Consider the following 24,652-nt stretch of genomic DNA (forward strand, 5'->3'; position numbering starts at 1 on the left):
CTGCCGCCATGATTTGCCGTCGCGTCAGCTCGCCGATAGCGAGATCGAAATGATCCTTGAGACCGCGCCGAAGCGCCGACATTGCCGGCCTCCAGTTGACGACTTGACGTTCGGTCAAGGACGTCTGGTAGGGACCATCTTCGACAATGAGCGTCGCGAGCGTGGTGCGCTGTTTCTCGGCTGCCTGTTGCCGCCTCGCCTCGCGCTTCGCATCGTTCGGGTCCAAGCCCTTGACTACCTCGCCTGCGGCGATGGTAGCGGCCTTGCGCGCGGCCTTTTCATTATATTTGGGCCATGCGCCGAGGGTCTTGCGCGGGGTCCCCCTCACCCCCGGCTTGGTGAAGAGGTAGACCCAGGTCCGGCCGCCGGTGGCGCGCATGCGTAAGGCGAGGCCGGGCAGCTTGTCGTCGTGGAGATAATGCTGCGCCTTACCCGGCGGCAGCGTTGCGTTGCGGATCACCGTATCGGTGAGTGTCAGCTGGTTGGCCGGCTCCGTCATGATTCCTTCACTCTCTCTGCGCCCGGTGTGCCACGCAAGAAGGGCGATCAGCCCTCGATCTCAACTATGGCTGGAATTGGTTAGCTAGGGTCTACGGATTGTGGTTCTTGCTGGGGATGCCGATCTTATTGCCTCAGACCGATCACGGTTCGGGGCCGAGGCCATGGGCAGCAAGGAAGAAAAGACTTAAATCGAGGCATTTGGATCGCCAGGTAGTAGGAAAATGCCGCGCGCCACGAAGCGCCATCGCAAGAGCCGTGGCATGCCGCCGCCCGCGACATTCAACATCGACAAGCTGCCGGGCAGCTCCAACTTGACCGCATTAGAGGCGGCCACGGTCATCCGGCGCACGCCCGGTGCACTCGAGCCGGCGCGACCCGAACCAACCGCTGAAATGGCGCTACGTCGATGGCCGGCCACTCTATCGAACAGATGCAGTGCGTGACTATCTGGCCAAGTGCGACAAAACCACTAAGGCCCCTCAGCCGCATAATGCTCACAGAGACGCCCGAGGAGCTCGGCCTTGATCGGCCAATCGGTTCGTCCGCTGCAGGAAACCGCCGACTGCCTGCGCAAGGATGGGGACACGCTGCTGGCTTTCTACGACCTCCTGGCCGAGCATTGGAAACACCTACGCACGACGGATGAGATGGACAAGCGATTTGTTCATGACCGAGATGACGATTGCAGAAATCGCGTACGTCCATTCTTTTGTTCGGCTGCGCCGCGGCCATTCTTCCGTCCCGGCCATCGATCTCGCAGCCGCCGCGCGCAGGGGCGGTCAAGGCTGGCCGCGTTTGCGGCCACCGCAAGGCTTGGCCTTGACCGGCCCGAGCACGGCGGCATGCTGGCGTGGAACGGGAATACATTCCTGGCTGGCACTTGCCGTCAGACGGGATTACCCTCGGCGGGCGCGGGCGACCTCGTGGCGAAGCGTGGCGCATCGGCTGCAAGCGCCACCAGGCTGCCCTATTTTGTCTTGCCGACCTGAGGCGCCCGCGCGCCGGTTTTTGGCCGTGGTTTCCATTGCGTCACCAAGCGCTCGTAGCTTTGCTCCGCCTGTGCGGCAATCAACATCTCGCGGTCGCGCAATGCCTTGATGTTGTAGGCATACGCTGGCCCACGTCGGCTGCCTTTCTGTTGCGGATGTCCGGCTTGAAGCTGCATCGCGCGGGTCTTGATGGCGACCAGTGCCGGGCGCGCCCACAGGTAATCCTCGCGCTTCGTCAACAAATGCCAGCAAAGCACGGTGAGCTTCCGGGCCACGGCCACCGCGGCGATCTGATGGCCGCGCCGGGCTCGGATGCGCACGAAAAACGCATGCAGCGGACCGGGCGCCTTGGCCGCTGCCCAGGCCGCCTCGACCAGCATGGCGCGCGCGTGACTGCGGCCGATCTTGCTGATGCGGCCGTGATGAGCGGCGCCCAGTCCGGATTGCCGCACCCGCGGGTTCAGCCCAAAATAGCTCACCAGCTTCTGCGGGCTGTTGAACCAGCTTATGTCGCCGATCGCCGCCATGATGCCGGCAGCGACCGCCAAGTTGACGCCGGTGATCGTCATCAATCTGTTGACCGCGGAATCGTCTATGGCGTCCTGCGCGATCTCGCGGTCGAGCAGGGCCAGATCTTCCGCCAGCCGGTCAAGCTCACGCACGTGCCGATCGATCGCTGCGCGCTCATCGTCCGGCAACGGTTGGGCGGCCAACCACGTCCGGCCGCGGCCGTTGAAAAGATCGGCATGCGGGCACTTCGGGATCAGGTGCGCGTGCAGGATCGAATGGACCTCGTTTTTGAGCCGCGTGCGATGCCGCACGACCTGGTAGCGCCGCGCCACCAGCCGACCTTGCGTTCCGTCTCCGCGTCAGGCGTCCAGATCTGCGGCAGGTACCCGGCCGCCTGCAGACTGGCGAGCGTGCCGGCATCAATCTTGTCGGTCTTGACGTGAGCCTGGGCGATCGCCTTCACGTGCAGCGGATTGGCGATAATCACCCGTGCCACGAACGGAGCCAGAACCCGGGATACCGCCATGCTGTTGCCGGTCGCTTCGACCACCACCTCATCACTGGCAGGGTCTTGCCAAATCCTTCCAATGCAGTCCGCGTCATATCAATGCGGCATGTCGGAGCCTGCCATCCTCCCAAACCACCACCTCCCCGAAAGTTCGGTGGACGTCGATGCCAATCACCCGTCGCATTCGCATCTCCTGCCAATCAGACCACAGAACGGGAGCTACGGGCGACACGACAACTACGGATTCGCGCTCTCAGCGCAACCGGGCGAGTCGCAGAGGCGGCCAGCTACTAACTCGAGCTCGCGGCTCATCGAATGCATCGGCCTGCCCGCACCTTTCGTGCTCCCGGTGCCTCTGTCCCGATGGTCGCACCATACGCTACGATCCTGAATATCGCAGCGGAACATCGGCACCGAGAAACTCTCATACCGGTTACCAACCCCATCGAAAGTACCTTCTCCACTATGTGCCACCGCACCATCCGATCGAAGGGCTGCCTAGCCAACAAGACCGCGCTTGCGATGGTCTTCAAACTGGTCGCGGGCGCACAGAGAAGCTGGCGCCGCCTCGACGGTCATAATCAGTTCTCAGAACCCGTTCTCGGTGTGACATTCAACGACGGGATCGAGGTCATCGACAAGTCACCGACCGTCAGCCCACAACCGCCGCCGCCTAACCGGCTCAGGCCGTCACCGAAATTTGGCGATAGCTCTCTCCCAAGCACAGCGTCGTCGACCTCTACAGCGGTGTTCTCAAGGACGTTTGCTTTGATGACAACGATAGCCCACGCGCGCTGCAACGTCTCGACCTAACCATGTGATCGGAACCGATGTCGTAGTTCGTAAACTGATGGACTGTGATCTTCGCTACAGGGTTATCCCGCGGCCTGATCCTGGGGTTTTAGTCACGAGAGTTCGCCATGAATGACCATCACCCCGATCGGGCGATCCTGGCTACTACGCCTGAATCATGCGTGATCTAAATGATGCTCATAAGGGAACGTCAAGCCGGCTCGCTTCGAAATCGACAGCTTAAGGGGAATCATTGATCTGTGTGGCACTTTCGACTAAAACAAATGTCTCAACCGGATGGTCGCCTGCTCCCAATCAGGATTGAACGGTACGGCTTTGTTGGCCCGCGGCATTCGTCAGCGATTTAGGCTGAGCTCGCACATTTATTTTAACTGCGCGTGTAGCGAAACATTATCGAGTTCGCCTTCCCACCAGGACACAAACACCGCGGCAATACCGTTCCCGATGACGTTGGTCAGCGCACGCACCTCGCTCATGAACTTATCGATCGAGAATACGATCGCAATGCCAGGGACAAGTTCAGGACTGACCACAGTCAAGGTCGCGGCCAGGGTGACAAAGCCGGCACCGGTAACACCGCTTGCGCCTTTCGAGGTGAGCATCGCCACAATGAGTATCGTGAGCTGCTGGCCGAAATTGAGATCGATCCCGAGCGCTTGCGCGATGAACAAGGTCGCCAACGTCATGTAAATGTTCGTCCCGTCCAAATTGAAAGAATATCCTGTCGGCACCACCAGGCCAACGACCGCCTTCGAACAGCCGAGCCGTTCCAGTTTTTCCATCAACTGCGGCAGCGCGCTTTCGGACGACGATGTTCCGAGCACGATCAGCAGCTCATCCTTGATGTACCTGATGAACTTTAGAATAGAAAAGCCTACCAAGCGCGCGATCAGGCCAAGCACAATGATCACGAAGAGCCCGGCTGTCACATAAAACAGGGCAACCAATCCGAGGAGTTTACCGAGCGCGGACGGTCCGAATTCGCCGATAGTGTAGGCCATGGCGCCGAACGCTCCGATTGGCGCTGCCTTCATTACGATCCTAATGACTCCAAACACCGCTTGTGCGGCATCGTCAACCAGACCGCGCATCCGCTCACCCCCCTCCCCAAGCGCCATCAGCGAGAACCCGAATAGGACGGCAAACAGTAGCACCTGGAGCACGTCACCTCGGGCCAAGGCGCCAACTACACTATCCGGAATGATATTGAGGAGGAAATCGACCGTCTTCTGCGCTTCCGCCGTCTTGACGTAGGTGGCTACGGCCGCGGCATCCCCCTTGGGAGCGAGCCCACGACCGACCTGAGCGAGATTGCCCATCAAAAGACCCAGGATGAGCGCGAAGGTTGACACGATCTCGAAATAAAGTAGCGCCTTGACGCCGACTCGGCCGACCTTTCGTGCATCCTGAACATGCGAAATTCCGGACACAACAGTGCAGAAGATGATCGGCGCGATCACCATCTTGATCAGCTTGATGAAGCCATCACCAAGCGCTTTGACCCAGCTACTCGTCCCGACAGCGGGCCATAGCCAGCCAACGAGAATGCCAATCAGGATCGCTATGAGCACCTGGACATAAAGAACTTTGTACCAGGGCCCAGATTGCCGGAACAGGGCGGCCGGTTTGACAGAGCGGCGCTGGCGCTGATTGTACATCATGCTCGCCCCGGCGCCGTGCTCGCAAAGAGGGCGCTCAATGAAGGTACAACTTCGCTCAGTGTTCCTTCACGGGCGGGCGCAGGGGAATCTGACGGCTCCGAACAGCACAGTCCAGAGCCACGGACTGGCGCCTCTCCCGAATCGGCTTGCCGTCCACGCGGAACGAAGTTCTGAACCGCTTCCGAGAGCAGCGATAGAACGTTGAGAAAGCTTCCTTGAGAGCTGGAAAGCATCAGCGTCACCACCCTTTTCTATCTTTTTCTTTATTCGAAGATGCCATCCAGCATCTTCTAGGACGCCAATCTTAGCAGCCGCCGACCACTCTTCACTTTAGCAGGCACTCTCGCCGCTATCGCGTCGGAGCGATCAACCTTGAGGAAATACTCGCCATAAGAACTCATGGTGGTGCGGCCTCGCCTGCGTCCACCGGCTCGCGCCTCCTGTCCTCACTTCATGTGAATGCCCCGACATTCCCAAGAGGCTTCGATTTCGATCGCAAAACCACGAGGCCGAAAAGACATGCCAAGCAGCATTGCTCACGCTGCCTCCCTTGGCGATCTCGGTTCCGGTTTTTCGAGAGCCGTGTTTTGCGGGCCTGAACAGCACTCCTGAGAGAGCTTCTCACGCCTGTAGCTCGCCAACGCCTGGACAGAGCACTGCACGACGTCCCGTTTCGCTAGATCCGCGGCAGGCGCTGCATCCAGCCACTTCAGCGCCAGCTCGACCAATTCGACCGCGCGGTCCCTCTTACCGGTCTCGTAATAGTACTGAGCGACCGCCCCGTACGACAGGAACTTCGCGCCCTCGCTGCCTCGGGGCGGATTCGCAGCCAGGATGTGTTCGGAGAGCTCCTTGCCCATGGCAAACCGCTCCGCATGTGGAAAATCGGAGTAGTCTTTCGCGGGGTCGAACAGTTGGCGAATCGCGACGCTCATCCAAACCACGGACTTCTTCTCGATCGCGTCGCGAACTAATTGGCGCAACACCGGTAGGCCAGCCCCCAGGTCGCGTATCTTGTGAAGCAACAATTCCGCGTGAAGCCCACGGAAGGTGACCTCGTCCGGCATCGCCGCGAGGGCCTCCTCGATAGCTGAAAGGGCTGCCGGCCAATCCTTTCTCTTCATGGCGGGCTCAAGTCTGGCAAGGATCGGCTCCACCAGAGCTCTCTTCTGCGATAGTTCACGCTTTCTGCGTCGGCCCGTGTTTATGCTTTCCGCATCCAGCGCTTTGGCGTCATCGCTCATTGCCCAGGATCCGTTCAGAACTTTGGGGAAGGCATGATCGAGCTGCGTCGGATGGCCAATAAAGGCGATGCGGCGGTCACGGTCAACGACGAATGACGTGGGAATCCCGACAGAAAAGCTTGGATCCAGCCAAAGCTTGTTCATTTCGCCGGCGTAGTCGAATGCAATCGCGTAGTTCAGATTTGACAAGCTCTTTGTCAACCAGGCGTCCAAGCTGGCTCGCGCTTCATTTTCCGTCGAAGCTAGTTCGTGAGCCGCGATGCCCACCACCTCAACTCCGTTGTTCCTGTACTTATCTTGCAGGACCACCAGATTTAGCATCGAGGCGATACATGGCCGGCACCACGTCGCCCAAAATTCGAGGATATATACTTTCCCACGTTCGAACTTTCTAACGGGCTGGCCGCGTAGCCAGTTCTCCACTTTGATCGAGGGGGCCCGCGAACCGACGCTCAGCAGGTTCGCCGCACCGACTTGACTTGCGCTCTCAGTCAGACTGGTCATTGCTCAAATTCGCTTTACCTGGCTCTGCGGAGAAAATAGCAAGTCGCATGCCAGCCAGCGCTCATTGCAATTACGCTTTTTTTGTATCATTCCTGTCGTGCTTGCGACGCATGTCGCATATCCGACCAGCTGCTTGGAGCTTCTCAGGCAATCAGTCGGTCGGAGAGGCGGGAAGTCAGGCAGCGCAAGGTCGAGTTCACCACTCCACGTCCTGATCGGCTTCCAGGATGACCATTTCGGCGCTCGGGATCGCGACGTGAACTGACCTGCTTTGGCCCGTCGACTTGCGCTTGAGTGCAATCTGAGACTTCCAATTTAACTCTTTAGCCAAGGGGGATTGAGGGATAGTGTCCTTCCTTTGCCGGCCATTGCTCGAGATTCACCCCGTCCCGTACTGGACGAGGAAAGCCCCACCCGAAATGCAGAAGTTGAGCACCTGCTCATTCCGATCGATGGCGGTGTAAACAAAAGCATCCCTAGGCGGCCCGATCTAGGAAGCGCACAAGAGCCGCCTGGGCGACGACCCTCTCGCGCATCCCCGGGCGGTCAGTCGCGGCTTCAAGTCGCTGGAAAATGCTGTCTGAAAGTTGAATCGTTATCTTTCTGGTCCGCTGAGCTTCGCTTGGGCTCAGCTGCGCGTCCACCTCAGCTTCATTCCGACTTGAGCTCGGTGTTTTCCGGCGCTCGCTGCTAATCTGCATACTCCAGCTTGCTTCTCTCTGCGACTGCACATCGCCCGCACTTGCTCGCGTGGTCGGGATGTCCGGTCGAAACGGCCCTGCTATGCCGCATGACAAACGGGACGAAGAACCGCATGCCGCGTCAACCGCGGGGACATCCTGTGTCGCAGTCTGGCGTACCGAACGAAAGAAACGGCGGACTTCACCGCGCCAGACCTCTCGTAGTCGCGTGCCCCTCTAGACAGTCAGGTCGCCGCAGACGAGCGATTTCGCGGATGGTGCCTGCACCCTTGCTTGAAATCGACAAAGTTGCCGGCCCAGAAACAGGCGCAGGCGCAATCTAGATGGCGCGCTCGCGCCGTGATCGCGCGAACGGGACGCACCGGCGTTGTTCCTGTGGGAGTGATGCGCGTCATACTAAGCGCACCAGCTCATGCGCGCGACCGAATACACCGCGCCTCGCCGAGGTCCGGCATACAACCCCAACGTGCGACAGGACTTACAACGGGTCGCGTGCCGCGCCGTTGAAACGTATCTGCTGGCCCGGTGCGACCACTCACTCATCGGGAACCTCCGCGTGGGAAGATCGCGCTGTTGGGCGCGCTCTCGCCGATGTGGATCTATGCCGCCTACGTTATTGCGGACGTGGCGTCAGCGCTGCGAAGAGGTTATCAAGCTCGCCGAGAATTCGGGAATCGATCTCAAGGCTGCCCATCTCGACCGAGACTTGGGATATCGCCAGTACGATCGCGAACTGCGCGCCCCAATTGCGAGATGCCCAGGAGCGGCCCGAACTTGTCGAGCAGATGCGCATCGACCTGCGGCGGACGGAGATGGGCTTCACCACGCTTGAGTTCATCCGGGTGGCGCTCGCGAAGCACGAGGTGAGCAAGAAGGGCAACAAGAAGCCCATTGCGTTCGCGCCGGGCCTTGCCCGTCCCAACCGCTGGTGCGGCTCGATGGAGTACGAAGCTGAGCAATGGTGGCGCGATCATCAGCTACGTCACGCCTCGCGACATCGCCGAGACCATCCGGTGCATTCCCGAGGCCGAGAATCCGAGCGACGAGGATCTGGCCGGTTTCCGAGCCTATATGAACCCGCCTGACTGTCGAGGCTCCGGCCGGGTGATGGGATCATGAGCGAGAAGCCACCACCAGAAGTCCCGGTTCATTGCTGCGATCGGTGTTGAGATTGACGAGCGAGATCGAAAGAAGATGGTTGAGGATCGTCTTGAAGAAGTCCTCCGCGTGCTTGTTGAGGTCGGTTAGGCCAAGGCGACCGCGGGTCGAGACCTAGTCCGCAACGTCGCTCAGGGCGTCTACGATCTCGCCAATGAAATACCCCCGTGTGAGCATGTGTAGTCCCGCTCTCGATCTCAGCTTCGTCGTGAATCAATATGAGCGCTTAGCGCTCTCAGGCTCGGATCGCGATGGACGACAGGGAAGAGGGAAAGCAATGTCATGCGGTCAGCTCGACAGGGCAGGCTGTGCCGAGTGCGTCGTGCCCTCTGACGGGGGCAGCCATGTCGATCCAGAGGTGATGAAGTTGTATATCTGGAAGGCCTCCGTTTCGCTGGTGCATAGATTCCAGCAGCGCTCACCTTGCCGCCGTATCGCGCTTAGTGATGCGGAGCTCATCATTCAGACTCCACCCATCGACCGGAGTTGCGACCAACCCCTGAAGCCAGGCGCGAATCTGCGTCCCAGAAGTCAATTCACGAGACTGGATGTATCCAATCATGGCGCCGATCGCGTGAGCGGCACCGTGATGGGCAGCTTTGAAACGTTGAACGCCACCAGTCGAGGAATGAGCGCTATAAAGGTACTCGCGGTCATCGCGGGTTGCGCTGGCGGGGATGGGCAGGCGCTTGCATTCGATAGGAACGAGAGACGAATACTGCGAGTATTCGCGGCCTTCGATCCAGATCGTCGCTGCGCTGGGGGCCGGAACCAAGTCGACCTTTCGCCTACCGACGATTTCGTCAGGCTCCTCGATATGAAACTGGAGAAAATCCCATCCACCAGACTTCCTCGTTGCGCTATTCATATGAGCGCAGAGCCGGGACGTCAGCGATGTCTCGGCGGTTTCGATCGGCCGCTTGGGATCATCACGCCATTTTGGCAGCTCGTCGGCGAATCAAAAGCGGTTCGCGCCTCAGTTTACCCCAGTGAACCACATCATGACATGTCAGCGGATGGTTCGCGGGGAGGGCGGCGACGACGCGTTCGCTCCAGAGCAACAATGACTTGCCGCTCCATCTTGGAGCGGACTCGGCCGCGAAGGCGACGTCAATAGCGGAACTGGCGAGATCCGAGATCAGATGGTCGCTCGCTCCGTCGACCAATTGTCTCTCGACATGGCGAAAGCGCTGCCGATGCTCGAGGAGAGTGGCCCGGAGATTGCCAGCTGAGAGGGAGGTGTGAATGCCGATGATCAACCGACCACTCTCGCCACGCGAGCGGATCTTGAGGCGAGCGGTCATTGCGTCAGTTGCGCCTACGATGCGCCGGGCATCCTCGATGAATTCCTCACCCTCAATGGTTGGTTGCGTGCCGCCGTTCGTGCGCTGGAAGATCTTGCTGCCCAAGGCGTGCTCGAGATTTCGAAGAGAGCGACTAAGCGTCGGCTGCTTGATTCTGAGTGTCTCTGCCGCCTGGCGAAGGCTGCGATGCTGGGATGCGACGATCGCCCAGCGCAGAGCTCGAAATTCCACTGGCACGTCGAACCCTACGGGGGTTGCCTCTGACTAAGAGTTCTCTTGAAAGGAGCCTTGCTTGCACTGCTTCAGCGCCTCCTCGTCCGCGATACTATTCCGATGGCCCCGACGGGGCGGATCAATTGGCAAACCTGCTGCTTGCTGGGATTCCCCGCTCGTCCATGATGGCATAATTGTCCACGCGATGATGATGCGTCCGTTGGGAGCCTCGCCTTCTCGTGGCTCGCTCCTTTGGCGCAGAACTATTCGTAACGCTCTAGTCCGAGATCCTCAGCTTCGATGTCGGGTTTTCTTCCCGAGACAAGGTCCGCTATGACCCGAGAGGAGCCGCAGCTCATCGTCCAACCGAGAGTGCCATGCCCGGTGTTCAAGAAGAGATTTCTGATCCTGGTCCCGCCGATGATTGGGGTGCCGTCTGGGGTCATGGGTCGAAGGCCTGACCAGAAGGATGCGCTCTTGGGATCTCCGCCAGGGAACAGATCCATCACGGAACACTCCAGGGTCCGTCGACGCGCTTCGACGAGGTCATTGGTGTAGCCCGAGATTTCAGCCATCCCGCCGACACGAATTCGATCTCCCAGACGGGTAATTGCAATCTTGTATGTCTCATCCATGACCGTCGATTCGGGGGCACGGGAAACGTCGGTGATTGTAATTGTCAGCGAGTATCCTTTGACAGGATAGACTGGCAGCTTGATTCCGATCTTCTTGAGGAGAAGAGGTGAATAGCTCCCTAATGCGACAACTACTGCGTCCGAGCGAATAGTCCCGCGATCGGTGATCACACCACGCACCTGGCCGGCATCGATGTCCAGTCCATTGATGATATGTCCGTAACGGAAGTCAACGCCCAATGCTGAGGCTCTTTGCTCCAGCGCATTGGTGAACTTGAAGCAGTCGCCGGTCTCGTCTTTCGGAGTCAGAAGTCCTCCCACTATGCGGTCGCGAACGTAGCGTAACGCGGGTTCAGCCCGAACACAACCATCGCGATCCAGTACCTGGAAAGGGATGCCGTCTGCCGCAAGAGCCTTCACGTCCTTAGTTGATGCATCGAGCTGCTGCTGAGTTCGGAACAGCTGCAGGGTTCCCTGCATGCGCTCGTCATAGTTCAGGGAGGCCTCCCCTCTCACCTCGGCAAGCGCCATGCGACTGTAGTCGGCTAGGCGCAGCATCCTTCCCTTGTTGAGCGCATATCGGCTCGCCGTGCAGTTGGACAACATGCGGAGGAGCCAGGAGAGCATGGCCGCATCAAGCTTTGGCCGAAGGATTAATGGTGCATGCCGCATGAGCATCCACTTGATGGCCTTCGTTGGGATTCCGGGGGCAGCCCAGGGCGAACAGTAGCCGAAGGAAACCTCCCCCGCGTTCGCGAAACTCGTTTCCAGCGCTGGACCCGGCTGTCTGTCAAGAACAACCACTTCGTGCCCGAACTTTCCAAGTTGAAATGCGGTTGTGACGCCGATAACGCCCGCGCCTAAAACGGTGACTTTCATTATCTGCTCCAATGTTCTGCCAGATGATGCTGTTTGACTGGGGACAAGTTCAGCAATGGCTTCTTTGGAAGCGATGACCGAGGCCGGTGAGGATCTCGTAGGAGATCGTGCCGGCGTCAGTCGCCAGCATTTCGAGGGTCTGATGAGGACCGATCACTTCGACCAAGCTTCCGAAATCGAGCGCGCCATCCCGCAAATCGGAGATGTCGACGGTCATGCTGTCCATCGAGACTCGCCCCACGATGGGCAGACGTTGACCGCCGAAGTAGACAGCTCCGCGACCGCTCAAGCTGCGTGGGAGCCCGTCGGCATAGCCGGCGCAAAGTGTGGCAAGCCGGGTGCAGTCGTGGGTTACGTGCGTTCCACTATAGCCGACCATGGCACCACCCGGAACCGTGCGGGTCTGCGCAACTGCGATAGAGAGGCTCACGACGGGCTCCATCGGATTTACAGCGTTTACCTGCGGCGCACCGCCATAGAGCGCGATCCCTGGGCGAACGAGAGAGCCGTGATAGTCCTTTCCCATCAGCACGCCAGCGGAGTTGGCGAAGCAGGACGGTATCGGCCCGAATTCCTTTATCACGATCTGCATCTCTGCGAGCTGCGCGGCGTTTTGCGCTTTGGTAGGCTCATCTGCGGAGGCGAGATGGCTCATGACGTAGAGAATCTCGAGCTCCGGCGATTGCGCTATTTCCATGCGCACCGCAGCGCGCTCGGCGGGCGCCAATCCGAGCCGTGACATGCCAGTGTCGAACTGCAGAACGGCAGGAAGACGCCTACGCTCCATGCGGGCCTGAGCGCGCCATCCGTGAAGCTGGCTTAAGGAGTTGATCACCGGTATGACAGCGGCAGACGCGCAAGCAGCCTCTGCGCCGGGCAATAGACCGTTCAGCACGAAGAGCTGCACGTCCCCCGGAAGATGAGGTCGCAACACAATAGCTTCCGCCGCATGTGCCACGAAGAAGTGCTTGCAGCCGGCTGCAAGCAAAGACCTCGCCACTTGGATGGCACCCAGGCCGTAGGCATCGGCTTTCACCACTCCCGCCACGCGAGCTGGATTCGCGATCGATGCAATGAGCTGAAAATTGCGGCGCAATGCGGCCAAATCGACGGTCATGTAGCCCGGAAGGCCCTGCGCTTTCCCGTCCAACACCGCCCTCGAAGCAGTCCGGCCCAATGTCTCCTGGCTTTCCATGAGGAAAGGGTTAGCGCAATATTCGAGCAAGTGCCGGGCGTTCCTTGCTTGATTATTCGAGGAATGCTACAAATTCAAACAATCTACTAACTTCTCGAATAAATCGTACAGCGCGATGGATAGCATAGATCGCAATATCTTGCGCGCGCTCCGCGTGAACGCCCGGGCGAGCAATGTCAATCTGGCGGAGGAAGTTGGGCTTTCTCCTTCGGCGTGTCTGAGACGGATCAAGCTGCTCGAGAAGGCAGGCGTCATCCGCGGGTACACGGCCCTCGTCGAGACGGGTGCCGACTCGCAAGGTCTTGCCGTTCTGATCAACATTACGTTGGAACGGCAGACAGTAGAGTATCTCAATAAATTTGAGGCTGCGGTACGCAAATATCCGGAGATACAAGAGTGCTACCTCATGACCGGGGGAGCGGATTACTTCCTGCGGGTGGAAGCGGCCAATGCTGTCGAGTTTGAGCGGATTCACAAGGAGATCCTCTCGACGCTTCCAGGCATCTCACGTATTCATTCCAGCTTTTCGATTAGAAACGTACTTGCGAACCGGCCAAAGGGCCGACGCTGACATGTGCTTTGCGCGGTAAGGCCGCAATCTTGGCAGCTCCCAATGGCCCAGAAACGGTCGCTCTGTTGCTTTCCGTTCGAGCTTCGTCTTCGGCCATTTGGCGGTAGACTTTTCCGAATGATCTTATCAGTCGTCGTGATCGGCATCTGATCAATGAACCGTACGACCCGGGCACGATCCTCCGACAGGCCGGCATCGACTAATGGCAGAGGTATCGTCCTATGCCTTTGGCACTCCGCGGGATTCCCGGGCGAATGCCTCGTGCAGATGCAGTACTTCTTTTCCCCTGCGTCGAGGCAGGTAAGACGTGGGATATAAGTATTCTGTCGGGGCCAGATTCGTGTGAGTCCCCTCATATGCCTAAAAGGACGCGGGAGTAAAATCGGGTCCGACTTTATCTGTTGGCTTTGACTCTGGGGAAGTTCGTGACCCAATTTCACTCGCAGCCTGCTTTGCTGTTTGGCACTTGCTCTCGCTGCTGCAAATTTAGTCGCACGATCCTTCCACGCAGTCGGAGTGATCCTCCGCGCCCCCTCGATTAGGCGATTTACGGCTCGGCGGCAGTATTGAACTCGAGTTCGGGCGACATTTCGATGACGCCCTCAGAATGCCCGCTCTTTAGCACGAATTTGATGGCTTGGGCGCGGTCCACAAACAGGCCGCCGAACGCGCCGTTCTTCTCTCGAACGACCCAGTTACCTTGCTGATTCCTACCAACAAAGACGATAGACGCGGTAGAGCGACACAGGGGATCGACGAATTCACTCATCACATACCTCTCCTGATGTTGGCAACAGATCGGGTGGGGTGCATGTTCCGGAGCTGCTGGTTGATCACCGCTCTTGGGCTCAAGAACCTGAACGAAAGCTGGGAGTCTCCCGCCTGGATGATGTAGTTGCACGCCCCCCGTTTGATGGGGAAGAAATACGCGGAGACGAACTGTGAAGTCGCGTATGGGTCAAAGTACGAGCGCAACGAACGCCTCGTCGCACCTGAGGCGGCACGCATTCGCGTTGCACGTGGTCCAACATAACAGCCTCTCCTGAATAGCTGAGAGTCCGAATCCACGAACCTATCAACGCTAGTAGTCGCCTGTGCGCGTGACTTGCCTTCGTGGGTCTCGGTTCGGTGCCTCCTCTCCAAAAGTGTGCGCGAGAACGAAAAGCAATCGCGACGGTTAGATCAATTCTCTAACTCTCATCGATCGCCGGGAAGCGCCTATTTCTCAAGTCATGTGCTCGGATTCGGGCCTAGTGGTCCGCGGCCGGAGGTAGAGCGCCTCTATCCCCATCCGCCGCATCAGCGTTGTGGCATGCCGGCGGCCGATCTTGCACCGTTCGGCAGCCAGCAGGTCTCGCAACATTCGCGAACCGGCGAAAGGACATCCAAATGCAGCCGGTCGACGTTGCATGATCGCGAGGTCGGCGGGCGATACCGGACGTGGTAGACAATCGACACTGCCACGGCTGATCTTCAGAACTTCCGCCTGTTTCGTGATTGGCAGGTCGTGCTCACGGCGATCATCGCTTGGCGCTCAGCAAGCTTTGCTGCGCGCGCCTTCTAAAAATCGTACTCCAGCGTCAGCTCCCCAATCTTGCCGTGCCGCGTTGTCACGTCTACGGCAGGCTCGGTCGTTCTGTTGCCTCCTGCAGGGCCAAATACCGCGGCCGCCGCTTCCTGAAGCTGGGGACTTTCACTGCGCGATCTGGTTCGGGTGCACGTCGATGCTCTGCCAGCTGGGCCAGCGTCACGGCTAACACCACGTCGGCCTTGAATGCCGGTGCGTCGTGCCGGCGGGCTCGTTTGCTCATCGTCTCTCCTGATTCGTGGGACAATCCTGCCCGCCGTCAGGCAGAAACTCGACTTATCGCCCTGTCCAGATTTCCGGAGCCAGCTCTAACATCATTCTCGGCTTGGTCGTCTTTTTAGCTGCCTCGATGCACGCCAGACGCGATCCGCGTCCCCATCAACTACTTTGCGAGGGGTACCGCTCTGCATTCCTCCTCGAAGGCACTTATTGGTCGGTGCCTCTGACTAAAATGCGCCACCGATCTCCTTAATTAGGGCTTCTGTGGAGACCAAGCGGCTATAAGTTGCACTGACTCGCAAACTGTTCTCGTGGCGCTGCTGGCTGTAAGTGGCACACGCATCTGGCACGAGAGTGACGAGGTAGCCGCGATCGCAGGCATCTCGCGCCGCAGACTCGACACACTCGTCAGTAACGACCCCCGCCAGCACGAGTTGCCTAACCCCTAGATTGCGCAGCAAATAGTCGATTTGAGTGGACACGAACGCACTCGATGACGTTTTCGGCAGTATGATTTCATCATCGCCGGGGGCGATCTGATCAATAACTTTCCCGTCCCATGCTCCCTTCGGCACGTGAAAGCCTAAGATCTTGTAGTTCAGCCCACGATCTCGACCGTCTTTGGTCAAATTTTCGATAGTTGTGTAGAGCACTTCTATGCCCGTTCTACGAAATGCCGCCTGCAACCGCTGCATGTTGGGTACCGCAATGGTACTCAGACGATCGAAATAATAGCCATACTTGGCTGCAAGCTCCGTGTCAGACACATTCTTGAACTCACCGCCATCACGGTGCACGCAAAAGTTTTGCACGTCGATGAACAGTAGCGCAGACTTCCTCGGATCGAGTGGAATCTCTCGCGTGGCCGGGCATTGTGTTTTTGACATACTCTCTCATCCTCGCAGTGGTCAAATAGCAGAGATCAAGGTTATCTATTACGCTGTGGCAACGCCGGGAAAGAACCATCGAAACACCCGACAAGTCGTATGTTGGTCCAGCAGACGCCGAGAGCGTGATGGAGCAGATTTGATGCTCGCAAGCGGCAATCGCGCCGGTCCCTTAGCAACTGCATCGCGCGTAGCAGAGGCAAGCCAACAGCGGCTTGACTACAACCCTAACCCCAGATCGGCTTTCTCTTCGGAGACTATGCGGCTTCTCAGCTCGTCGCCGGTGAGCCAAACCAGCCAATCGTCGTCGACAATTCCCTCTTCCACGAGCTGTAGTGCTGAGCCGCCTCTCTCTTGATGCGTATATCCGTATCGTGAGACCACGCCCTTATAGATCGCCCAGTGCGCCACGAGTGCACACACGAAATCAGGAGCCCATATAGCAAAAGACACGCCAAAAGCGAGTCCTGCTAAAATACTTGTCATACCAGCCCCTCGGTAGTCTCTGCGCACCCACACATCTCCGTGGTAGGCGACTTTCCCGGTCATTCTCTTTGCACCTTCTGCAATAGATACGCATTTGTCGTGAGGATGCGCATGTTGGGTTGGCGACGCGTAAAACGCCTTAAGAGATTCAAGGTGTTCTGCAAGGTTACTGCTTGAAAGGTCGTAAAGCCGAACTGCCTGCAAAACCGCAACTTCGTTGCCCTTGTCACGACCAACGACCCAAAATCCTTCCCCGGATTCAATTGGAGAGCGGTCAGGCCGAAAAACTGGAGATGTAGGCCCCTTGGTCGGAGTCGATTGAGTGATCGAGACGTATTCTCTAAAGTCATCCCCCAGCGAAAGCTTTATGCCTCTTTGGGACGCGGCAACATCATAATGCCGAATGACCCTAGCGACGTGTAGTAGGTCAACCGCGTTCTTCGTTGCATTGCTACGCGCTGTTGCGTTTAACACCGGAGCACCTTTCAGTCGCATGTTGCTAAAGCATTGTTCAGGATCGTTACACTACCTATTTCGATAGGTGGCTCAGCGCGAGGATTGGTGAATTGGCTCTCCTCGAGCTCATCGAGAAAGGCGAGAACGAGGTCCGGATCGAGATTCTTGAAGGGCGAACGTCGCGGGTTTCTTCCGCAAACGGAGGGCGGCAAAGAGGCGCGAAGCGCGCTGCGGTCGCGCATCTGCAGTCCCTCTATAGCCTGTCGGAACGGCGGGCGTGCTCGATCGTGGGCGCGGATCGGAAGATGATCCGCTATCGCTCCATCTGTCCTTCGGACGTGGCTCTCCGTGGCCGGCTGCGTGACCTCGCCAACGAGCAGCTACGTTTTGGCTACCGCCGGCTGTTCATGCTGCTGGGACGGGAGGCCGGAGGACGCGCCGTCGGGGATCAATCAGAGCCGGCTATGCGGCGGGCTCGCCGCAGGGCCGGGGAGGCTCGCGCTCCGATCCTGGGTGGAGGCCAAGCCCAACGCACGCTGGTGCTGGACTTTGTTCACACCAGTTCGCCGAGGGCCAGCGCATTCGCATCCTCAGCGTTGTCGACGACGTCACTAAGGAATGCCCGGGCGCCGTTCCGGCGACGTCGATCCCAGGGCGGCGCGTGGACCCGCGAACTGAGGGCAATTGCACAGCAACGCGGCAAGCCGGGAATGATCGAGTCGGACCGTGGCACCGAGTTCACCTCTAACGGCATGCCCCCCGTGCAAGGAGGTAGCCGAGAGTTTCAACCGCCGGATGCGCGACGAAATGCTCAACGAGACCCTGTTCTCCGATCTCAACGACGCCCCCGCCTGGCAATCGCGAGATCGTCGGTGCGATCCCTTCCCCTCCTTTTGCAGCGCGAATTGCTTTCCCCAATGCCGCCTCGCACCAGGCCGCTATGAAAGTGATATTCCGTTCCAGTACCAGCGACGGAGAAGGGCACGGCTGTGAGGCGCGTTTCGATAGTTCTTAAAAAAGACCGCTGTCTGGTTCTCGATCAACTGACAAACACAGCATTGACTGCATCCACCATGCTCTCGACGATGATATCGGCTTCGTGCCTTGTTAAGCACAACGGTGGCGCGAGCCCGAGAATGTCGCCCTGCGGCAAGGCGCGGCCGATGACGCCGCGCTCAAGCAGCGCGGCAGCGACCTGCTCCCCCACTTTTTTGGACGGATCGAAGAAGATGCGGTTATCCCTATCCTCGACAAATTCCACCGCCGCCATGAGCCCGTCGCCGCGCACCTCGCCGACGTTTCGATGATTACCCAGCGTCTCAGCCAATGCAGACCGGAGATAGGCTCCAGTATCGCGGGCATTCGCGATCAGGCCCATTTCATCGATTAGCTCGAGATTAGCAATGGCAGCCGCTGCGCAGATAGGATGAGCGGAACAAGTCCAGCCATGGCCGATAGTACCGAGTTGGTCGGAGCCTTTCACGACAACTTGCCAAACTTTGTCCGAAACGATGACGCCGGAGAGGGGCGCGTACGCGGAGGTCAGGCCTTTTGAAATTGTGATCAGGTCCGGTCTGATATCGTAGTGATCGGAGCCAAACATCCTCCCTAGGCGGCCGAATCCGGAGACGACTTCATCCGCGATGAGTAGAATGTCGTATTTCTTCAACACGGACTGCACCTTCGACCAGTAGCCGGTGGGCGGCGGAATTATGCCGCCAGCACCTTGGATCGGCTCCCCGATGAACGCCGCGATTGTATTGGCACCCTCGGCTACAATCATGTCCTCAAGCTTGTCGACACAGGCCTGGGCGAACTGCTCCTCGTTCATAGTCGTATCAGCGCGACGAAAATAGTACGGGGCTTCAGTGTGGAGAATCGGCGCGCGCGGTAGATCAAAGGCGTTGTGGTACAGTTCAAGGCCTGTCAGCGAGCCCGTCATGACCGTTGAGCCGTGATAGCCGCGCCAGCGGGAGATAATCTTCTTCTTCTCCGACCGGCCAAGCACATTATTGTAGTACCACGCCAGTTTGATATTTGTCTCGTTCGCGTCCGAGCCTGATAGACCGAAAAAAACGCGACTCATGCCCGCCGGCGCGCGATCGATGATCATCTTGGATAGTGTGATCGGGGCTTCTGTGCCGTGGTCGACAAATGCGTGGTAATAGGCGAGTTCGTTCGCCTGCTTTGCAATCGCTTCCGCGATCTTCCGGCGGCCATATCCGACATTCACACAAAAAAGACCCGCAAAGGCGTCAAGGCTGGTTCTGCCAGACTTATCTGTGATGTAGACTCCTTTACCCCCGGTGATCACGCGCGTTTGGATTTCACCTCGCGCATGGGCGCCAGCTTGCGTAGCTGGGTGGAAGAGGTGATCGCGGTCCCAGGCGCCGAGTTCGTTCGATCTGTCGAACATTCTGTTTCCTCTGCTACTTTGCATGAAAAGGCGTCGAGGCACATTCTATGGCGATAAGTGCCCCACCTGTGGCTCTATGGTGGGCTGCTTGCTGCCGCCGAAAGTTCGGATTCTTGTTGGGCGTTACGTTCGACAATAACGAACTCTGATGTTGCGAAAAGAGGCCCATCCCAGCCAGGGTTGGTAGTTGCGCCACAACGATGGCGCGGTACTCAGCTGAGAGCACGTCGAGCTCGGAGACCCGGCAGCAAACGTGAACGTGCTCGGGCAGGCTGCTCGGCTACACGCTCACTTCTTCTCCCAAGGGCTGGGCAAGGTACGGAGCCGTCTCGTGCAGCAGCCCAAGGGTCGGCACGGGAAAGCTTTCGACCGGTAGCTGCGCGCAAAGCTTGCGGTGATCAGCCAAAAGGGCAAGCTGGTGATGCCCATCCGTTACGCGCTCTCACGCTGGGAGGGGCTGACGCGCTTTATCGGTGCTGGCCACATCGAGCTCGATAGCAACGCAGTCGCGCGCTCAATCCGCCCCGATCACGCTCAACCGGAAGAATACAGTCCTCGCAGGCTCTGACTGCGGCGTCCCGCATCAGCTCTGCCGCCAAGCAGTTCCAGCGCGCGAGCTGTCGCAAAATTGTGGTGACGGCCTGGCTGGTCGGGCTGCGGCGGTTATGAGCTGACGGTCAGTCGGTTTGTCGATGACCTCGATCCCGTCGTTGAATGTCACCCGAGAACGAGTTTTGGAAATTGGTTGTGGCCATCGAGACGGCGCCAGCTTTTCTGCGCGGCTTCAGGCAGTTTGAAGACCATCACGAGCGCCGTCCTGTTGGACAGGCAGCCCTTCGATCGGATCGTGCGGTGTCGCAGGTAGCGAAGGTGCTTTCAATGGGATTGGTAACCGGTATGAGATTTCTCGGTGGCATCGTTCCGCTGCGGTATTCGACATCGTGGCGTATGGTGCGTGCGACCATCGGGACAGAGGCACCGCAGCACGATGTGCGGGCAGGCCGATACACACGATGAGCCGAGAGCTCGAGTTAGTAGCTGTCCGCCTCTGCGGCTCGCCCGGTTGGGCCGAGAGCGCGAATCCGTAGTTGTCGTGTCGCCCGCCGCTCACGCGTCTGGCAGGAGGTGCAATTGCAAAGGGGTAAGTTGGATTGATGTCTACCGAACCTTCGAGGAGGTGGTATCTTGGGAGAACGGCTGGCTCCGCCATGCCGGCCGAGTTGATATGACGCGGACCGCGCTGAGGGATTTGGCAAGACGCCTGCTGCTGGCCAGTGAAGAGATAGTGCGCGAATGCGACCGGCAACATCATTGCGGTCTCGCGAGTGCTGGCGCCGTTCGTGGCGCGGCTGATTATCCAATCCGTTGCAGCTGAAGGCGATCGCCCAGGCTCACGTCAAGACCGATAAGATCGATGCTGGCACGCTCGCCAGTCTGCAGGCGGCGAGATACCTACGGCAGATATGGACACCTGACGCGGAGACCGAACGCAAGCGCAGGCTGGTGGCGCGGCGCTACCAGAACGTGCGGCATTACGCGGCTCAAGAACGAGGTGTGTTCGATCCTGCACGCACACCTGATCCCAAAGTTCCCACATGCCGATCCTTTCTACGCTCGCGGCCGGGCGTGGTTGGCTGCTCAACAGCTGCCGGACGATGAGCGAGCGGCCATCGATCGGCACGTCCGCGAGCGGTTGACTGGCTGGCGGAAGGCCTATGCTACTCGACCGGCAGATCGCGCAGGACGCAATCGAGGATTCCGCGGTCAATAGATTGATCACGATAACCGGGTGAATCTGGCGGTCGCTGCCGGCATCCTGGCGGCGATCAGCGACGTCTGCCGCTCCAACAGCCCGCAGAAGCTGGTGAGCTATTGCGGGCTGAACCCGCGGGTGCGGTAGTCCGGGCTGGGAGCGGCCCACCACGGCCGTATCAGCAAGATCGGGCGTAGTCATGCGCGCGCCACGCTGGTCGAGGCGGCCTGGGCGGCGGCCAACGCGCCCGGTTCTCTGCATGCTTTTTTCGTGTGCATCCGCGCCCGGCGGGGCCGTCAGATCGCCGCGGTCGCCGTGGCTCGCAAGCCCACTGTGCTCATTACCTATGGGCGCGCCCAGCGCTGGTCGCCGACAAGACCTGCGTGGTGCAACTTCGAGCCGGAAATCCACAACAAAAAGGTAGCCGTCCCGGCCCAGCCTATGCCTACAACATCAAGGCGCTGCGCGACCGCGACATGTTGATTGCTGCCCAGGCGGAGCAAAGCTACGAGAGACGCCAAAAACCGGCACGCGGGCGCCTCAATCCGGCGGGAGAAAATAGGCAGTCCGGTGACGCTTGCAGCGGACGCGTTACGCTTCGCCATGAGGTCGCTCACGCCGGAGAACCATAATCGCGGCTGACGGCAAGGTCGAGCCACGCCTGGAATGCAGTCCCGTTCCACGCCCGCGTGCCGTCGTGCTCTGGCCGGTCAAGGCCAAGCCCGTGCGGTGGCCGCAAGTGCGATCAGCCTTCACCGCCTGCCCGCGGCGGCTGCGAGATCGGTCGCCGGGACGGAAGAATGGCCCGCAGCGCGACCGAACAAAAGAATGGACTAGCAGCGACTTTCGCAGTCCTCGGCTCGGCAGAGAAATCGCTTGTCCATCTCATCCGTCGTCCGCAGGTGTTTCCGGTGCTCGGCCGGGAAGTCGTAGAACGCCAGTAGCGTGTGCCGATCCTTGCTTAGGCAGTCGGCCGCCTTCTCGTATTTCGGCGTGTAGCTCTCGATGAACGCGTCGAACGCCAGCTCGGCCGCGGCCTTAATCTTGGCCATCCAGATCTCCTGCAACGCGCGTTTGGCCTTCGGTTGCTGGCTCGTCGGCAACGTGGCGATCGCATTCGCGGTCTTGTCCACCCAGCAACGCTGCTCGCACGTTTTTCGGCCAGAAATGTACTCATCTGATTCCGCACCAGTCGATTATTCCGGCGGCCAGAGTTTTCGTTGTCTCCTCCAACGAGGCGATGACTACGTACTCGTCACTACTGTGAAGACCGTCGCCAGAGGCGCCGTAGATCATGCTGTCCACCCCCGCGCCGGCGTAATGCGCGCAGTCGGCGACAGCGATGAATCCGGTGATCTTCGGCTTGCCGCCGAGTTGGGCTCGGCGCCTGAGAAGCGACTGTGCAATCGGATGATCGGATGGCGTATTCATCGGCGGGAAATGCAGGCCGCTGAGTTCCCACTGGACCTTGATCGGGTTATGCTGGAGCCAGAGGTCCTGCTGACAGAAGTGGTGCACAAAAGCTTCAAACTCGGACCGCACATCTTCCTTCGTTTGGTTTGGAAGAAATTTGTAGTCGAGGTCGATGACCGCGACGTCCGGGATAATTGCAGGATTCGTCATGACGAGCGGCAACCCATCCAGCCCGAGGCCCGCACCGGCGCGCATCGCGCCTACGTTTATTGTGTTCATGCCCGGCGGCAATAGCGGATGCTGGCGATAGCGACATCGCGAGCTTTCGAAGTGTCTAAGAGCGTCCAGAAATCGTGCAGCAATATCGATCGCATTTACAGCTCGCGCCGACCGATCAGGCTCGTCGCGCTGCGGCCAAATTTCATTGTAGCGCCAAGCGGAATGGCCTTGTCGACCCATAATGGTAACGCGGATCCATTCTAAGCCACCCTCACAAATCAGGATATTGCCCCAGCTTGGCTCGGTAATGATGGCTGCTTTGGCAAGATGACCCCGCTCCACCGCATCAATGGCGCCGAAGCCGCCAGCTTCCTCATCGATGACGGAATGGATGGAAACGCGACCATCAAGTTCGATACCGGCGGCCTTGATGCCTCGGACCGCGGCTATGGCGGCTGCTACACCGCTCTTCATGTCAATGGCGCCGCGGCCGTAAAGTCTACCGTCTTTAATTTCGCCCCCGAACGGATCCATCGTCCATGCGCTTCGCTCGCCGATCGGCACCACGTCGATGTGGCCGCATAAGAGTAGGCTGCGCTCCTCAGAGCCGGCTAGCTGACCAACGACATTCGGTCTGCCCGCGAACACGTCCCATCGGTCGATCGCCATTCCAAGTGACTTTAGCGTCGATTCGATCAAGTCTTGAGCCGCGTCCTCGCGATTCTGGATCGGGTCCTTCAGAAACTTTGGATTCACCGATGGAATCCGAACAAGCTTTCGAGTGAGTTCCGTCACATAACTCCGCTCACGATCGATCGCCGCCCAGGCAGCTGTGACTGCAGCTTCGAGAGTTTCCATAGGGCCTTGTTTCTCAGCGTTGCGGTTGATAGCGACCTCAGGGTGATCAGGCTAATGCTACGCGCCCGGATAAGTCCCCGCCGGTCATGCGCCGAGCTCTCGGGCGGCAGAGCTTAACGCGCGGTACCCGATCCCAGAGCCTTCAAGGAAGTGCCACGCCGGTCAGCCTGGCAAACTCTGCGATCATCCGCTCCTGGAATTCCGGACGGGTCGCCTCGTTGGCAGGCGCTTCTTGCCTAAGTCGGTGCCAATAGCCGCCGCTGACCTTGGCTGCTGGCTCGTCGCTCACGGCGAGCCAGCTCTGTGTGCGCTGACCGGTGTCGACGTCTACCGGGGCGGCGAGGCCGCCCATCTTCGTGCGCGCCCAGCCCGGATCGACGGCATGGCTCAACACCTGTGGCCACCGTCGCGACAGCGCGAGGGCGAGCGCGACGACGTGAAGCTTGCTTTCCGCGTAGGCTCTCGCCCAATCCCAAGGTCGCTTGGTCCAGTTGAGATCGCCGAGTGAACCTTCGCCGCCATGATGCAAACCGCTGCTGAGGTAAACCAGCCGAGCCGGGCGCTCGATCAAAGCCGTCAGCATGTATGGCGCCAGGGAATTGACGGCAAGCGTGTTCGGATGCCCCTCAGGGGTCGAGCCACGGGTTCGTTCGGTGTAGACGCCGGCATTATGAATAACTGCATCCATGCGACCGATCGCGTTCACTTGATCGGCGATGCTTTTGACCTCTCGCGCGCTGCAGAGATCGCCAACCGCAAAACCCGCGGCGCGCGAAGCAAAGTCGCCCATGGCAGGAATGCGGTCCTTTAACCTGGCATGGAGCAACACTCTGTGCCCTTCGCTCAGCAAGGTCTCGGCCGCCGCGCGTCCAAGACCGTCTGCACTTCCCGTAATGAAAACAATAGCCACTCGCTCATCCTCTCCGATCCTAACGGCGCAAACACATATCTCGGTCTGGCTTAAGTGAGAC

The 24,652-nt window shown here is 59.1% G+C and carries 17 protein-coding genes and 10 pseudogenes; 7 read left to right on the forward strand and 20 right to left on the reverse strand.

Features of this window, described 5'->3' with window-relative positions:
* Both QRQ56_RS34500 and QRQ56_RS34505 read right to left on the reverse strand, forming a co-directional pair.
* On the reverse strand, positions 1-499 hold a 499-nt coding region (locus tag QRQ56_RS34500; protein ID WP_438745929.1), incomplete at its 3' end, for an integrase arm-type DNA-binding domain-containing protein.
* Between the two features lie 186 nt (positions 500-685).
* On the reverse strand, positions 686-841 hold the full coding sequence (locus QRQ56_RS34505) for a hypothetical protein (protein ID WP_438745930.1): 156 nt from the start codon (positions 839-841) through the stop codon (positions 686-688).
* Positions 842-1,022: 181 nt separating this feature from the next.
* On the opposite strand from QRQ56_RS34505, the gene QRQ56_RS34510 reads away from it, so the two are divergent.
* Positions 1,023-1,490: a hypothetical protein gene (locus QRQ56_RS34510; RefSeq protein WP_438746163.1), complete on the forward strand. Its 468-nt coding sequence runs from the start codon at positions 1,023-1,025 to the stop codon at positions 1,488-1,490.
* On the opposite strand, the pseudogene QRQ56_RS34515 reads toward QRQ56_RS34510, so the two are convergent.
* Positions 1,469-2,674 (reverse strand): annotated as a pseudogene (locus tag QRQ56_RS34515) (IS110 family transposase). The gene QRQ56_RS34510 and the pseudogene QRQ56_RS34515 overlap by 22 nt on opposite strands.
* A gap of 233 nt (positions 2,675-2,907) precedes the next feature.
* Here QRQ56_RS34515 and QRQ56_RS34520 point away from each other — a divergent pair.
* Positions 2,908-3,185, forward strand: a pseudogene (locus QRQ56_RS34520) (IS256 family transposase); the annotation flags it as partial.
* Between the two features lie 498 nt (positions 3,186-3,683).
* On the opposite strand, the gene dctA reads toward QRQ56_RS34520, so the two are convergent.
* Together dctA and QRQ56_RS34530 are read right to left on the reverse strand one after the other, a co-directional pair.
* Positions 3,684-4,979 (reverse strand): C4-dicarboxylate transporter DctA, encoded by a 1,296-nt coding sequence (gene dctA, locus QRQ56_RS34525; RefSeq protein WP_317246483.1) that lies wholly within the window; start codon positions 4,977-4,979, stop codon positions 3,684-3,686.
* A 539-nt stretch (positions 4,980-5,518) separates the two neighbouring features.
* Positions 5,519-6,730, reverse strand: coding sequence for a TlpA disulfide reductase family protein (locus tag QRQ56_RS34530; RefSeq protein WP_438745931.1), 1,212 nt, complete (start codon positions 6,728-6,730; stop codon positions 5,519-5,521).
* A gap of 1,486 nt (positions 6,731-8,216) precedes the next feature.
* Between QRQ56_RS34530 and QRQ56_RS34535 the strand changes: the two genes are divergently transcribed.
* Positions 8,217-8,516 carry a hypothetical protein gene (locus QRQ56_RS34535; protein ID WP_438745932.1) on the forward strand — a complete coding sequence of 100 codons (300 nt, stop codon included), beginning with the start codon at positions 8,217-8,219 and terminating at the stop codon, positions 8,514-8,516.
* Positions 8,517-8,544: 28 nt separating this feature from the next.
* On the opposite strand, the pseudogene QRQ56_RS34540 reads toward QRQ56_RS34535, so the two are convergent.
* The 6 genes and pseudogenes from QRQ56_RS34540 to alr all read right to left on the reverse strand — a co-directional run.
* Positions 8,545-8,691, reverse strand: a pseudogene (locus QRQ56_RS34540) (SMEK domain-containing protein); the annotation flags it as partial.
* A gap of 316 nt (positions 8,692-9,007) precedes the next feature.
* Positions 9,008-9,457 carry a hypothetical protein gene (locus tag QRQ56_RS34545; protein ID WP_438745933.1) on the reverse strand — a complete coding sequence of 150 codons (450 nt, stop codon included), beginning with the start codon at positions 9,455-9,457 and terminating at the stop codon, positions 9,008-9,010.
* A 61-nt stretch (positions 9,458-9,518) separates the two neighbouring features.
* Complete coding sequence (locus QRQ56_RS34550; protein ID WP_438746152.1) at positions 9,519-9,998, reverse strand: LysR family transcriptional regulator; 480 nt, start codon at positions 9,996-9,998, stop codon at positions 9,519-9,521.
* A pseudogene (locus QRQ56_RS34555) lies at positions 9,999-10,130 on the reverse strand (helix-turn-helix domain-containing protein); the annotation flags it as partial.
* 239 nt (positions 10,131-10,369) lie between these two features.
* Positions 10,370-11,620: a D-amino acid dehydrogenase gene (locus QRQ56_RS34560; RefSeq protein ID WP_317245351.1), complete on the reverse strand. Its 1,251-nt coding sequence runs from the start codon at positions 11,618-11,620 to the stop codon at positions 10,370-10,372.
* Positions 11,621-11,669: 49 nt separating this feature from the next.
* Entirely contained in the window at positions 11,670-12,815 is a 1,146-nt protein-coding gene (gene alr / locus QRQ56_RS34565) for an alanine racemase (RefSeq protein WP_438746154.1), read from the reverse strand.
* A 115-nt stretch (positions 12,816-12,930) separates the two neighbouring features.
* On the opposite strand from alr, the gene QRQ56_RS34570 reads away from it, so the two are divergent.
* Entirely contained in the window at positions 12,931-13,386 is a 456-nt protein-coding gene (locus tag QRQ56_RS34570) for an Lrp/AsnC family transcriptional regulator (protein WP_317245350.1), read from the forward strand.
* Between the two features lie 547 nt (positions 13,387-13,933).
* Here the strand turns inward: QRQ56_RS34570 and QRQ56_RS34575 are convergent.
* The 4 genes and pseudogenes from QRQ56_RS34575 to QRQ56_RS34590 all read right to left on the reverse strand — a co-directional run bounded on the left by QRQ56_RS34575 (position 13,934) and on the right by QRQ56_RS34590 (position 17,061).
* A complete protein-coding gene (locus QRQ56_RS34575) occupies positions 13,934-14,155 on the reverse strand; it encodes a hypothetical protein (protein ID WP_438745935.1) in 222 nt (73 codons plus the stop codon).
* Between the two features lie 465 nt (positions 14,156-14,620).
* A pseudogene (locus QRQ56_RS34580) lies at positions 14,621-15,197 on the reverse strand (IS3 family transposase); the annotation flags it as partial.
* A gap of 223 nt (positions 15,198-15,420) precedes the next feature.
* Positions 15,421-16,080, reverse strand: coding sequence for an isochorismatase family cysteine hydrolase (locus QRQ56_RS34585; RefSeq protein ID WP_438745937.1), 660 nt, complete (start codon positions 16,078-16,080; stop codon positions 15,421-15,423).
* 219 nt (positions 16,081-16,299) lie between these two features.
* Complete coding sequence (locus tag QRQ56_RS34590) at positions 16,300-17,061, reverse strand: hypothetical protein (protein WP_438745938.1); 762 nt, start codon at positions 17,059-17,061, stop codon at positions 16,300-16,302.
* Positions 17,062-17,240: 179 nt separating this feature from the next.
* On the opposite strand from QRQ56_RS34590, the pseudogene QRQ56_RS34595 reads away from it, so the two are divergent.
* Positions 17,241-17,868, forward strand: a pseudogene (locus tag QRQ56_RS34595) (DDE-type integrase/transposase/recombinase); the annotation flags it as partial.
* Positions 17,869-18,061: 193 nt separating this feature from the next.
* Here the strand turns inward: QRQ56_RS34595 and QRQ56_RS34600 are convergent.
* Positions 18,062-19,438 (reverse strand): aspartate aminotransferase family protein, encoded by a 1,377-nt coding sequence (locus QRQ56_RS34600; protein ID WP_317245345.1) that lies wholly within the window; start codon positions 19,436-19,438, stop codon positions 18,062-18,064.
* A gap of 376 nt (positions 19,439-19,814) precedes the next feature.
* Here QRQ56_RS34600 and QRQ56_RS34605 point away from each other — a divergent pair.
* Positions 19,815-20,022 (forward strand): annotated as a pseudogene (locus tag QRQ56_RS34605) (IS66 family transposase); the annotation flags it as partial.
* Between the two features lie 68 nt (positions 20,023-20,090).
* Here QRQ56_RS34605 and QRQ56_RS34610 read toward each other — a convergent pair.
* Positions 20,091-20,328, reverse strand: a pseudogene (locus QRQ56_RS34610) (IS256 family transposase); the annotation flags it as partial.
* A gap of 899 nt (positions 20,329-21,227) precedes the next feature.
* Between QRQ56_RS34610 and QRQ56_RS34615 the strand changes: the two are divergent.
* Positions 21,228-21,674 (forward strand): annotated as a pseudogene (locus QRQ56_RS34615) (transposase).
* A gap of 386 nt (positions 21,675-22,060) precedes the next feature.
* On the opposite strand, the pseudogene QRQ56_RS34620 reads toward QRQ56_RS34615, so the two are convergent.
* From QRQ56_RS34620 to QRQ56_RS34630, 3 genes and pseudogenes are all read right to left on the reverse strand, one after another.
* Positions 22,061-22,348, reverse strand: a pseudogene (locus tag QRQ56_RS34620) (transposase); the annotation flags it as partial.
* Between the two features lie 16 nt (positions 22,349-22,364).
* Entirely contained in the window at positions 22,365-23,681 is a 1,317-nt protein-coding gene (locus QRQ56_RS34625) for a M20 family metallopeptidase (protein ID WP_317245344.1), read from the reverse strand.
* 142 nt (positions 23,682-23,823) lie between these two features.
* The gene (locus QRQ56_RS34630; RefSeq protein ID WP_438745941.1) at positions 23,824-24,591 is read right to left on the reverse strand and encodes an SDR family NAD(P)-dependent oxidoreductase; all 768 of its coding nucleotides are present in this window, start codon (positions 24,589-24,591) and stop codon (positions 23,824-23,826) included.
* Positions 24,592-24,652: the final 61 nt, after the last annotated feature.

This window comes from Bradyrhizobium sp. U531 (assembly GCF_051710265.1).
Taxonomy (GTDB): domain Bacteria; phylum Pseudomonadota; class Alphaproteobacteria; order Rhizobiales; family Xanthobacteraceae; genus Bradyrhizobium.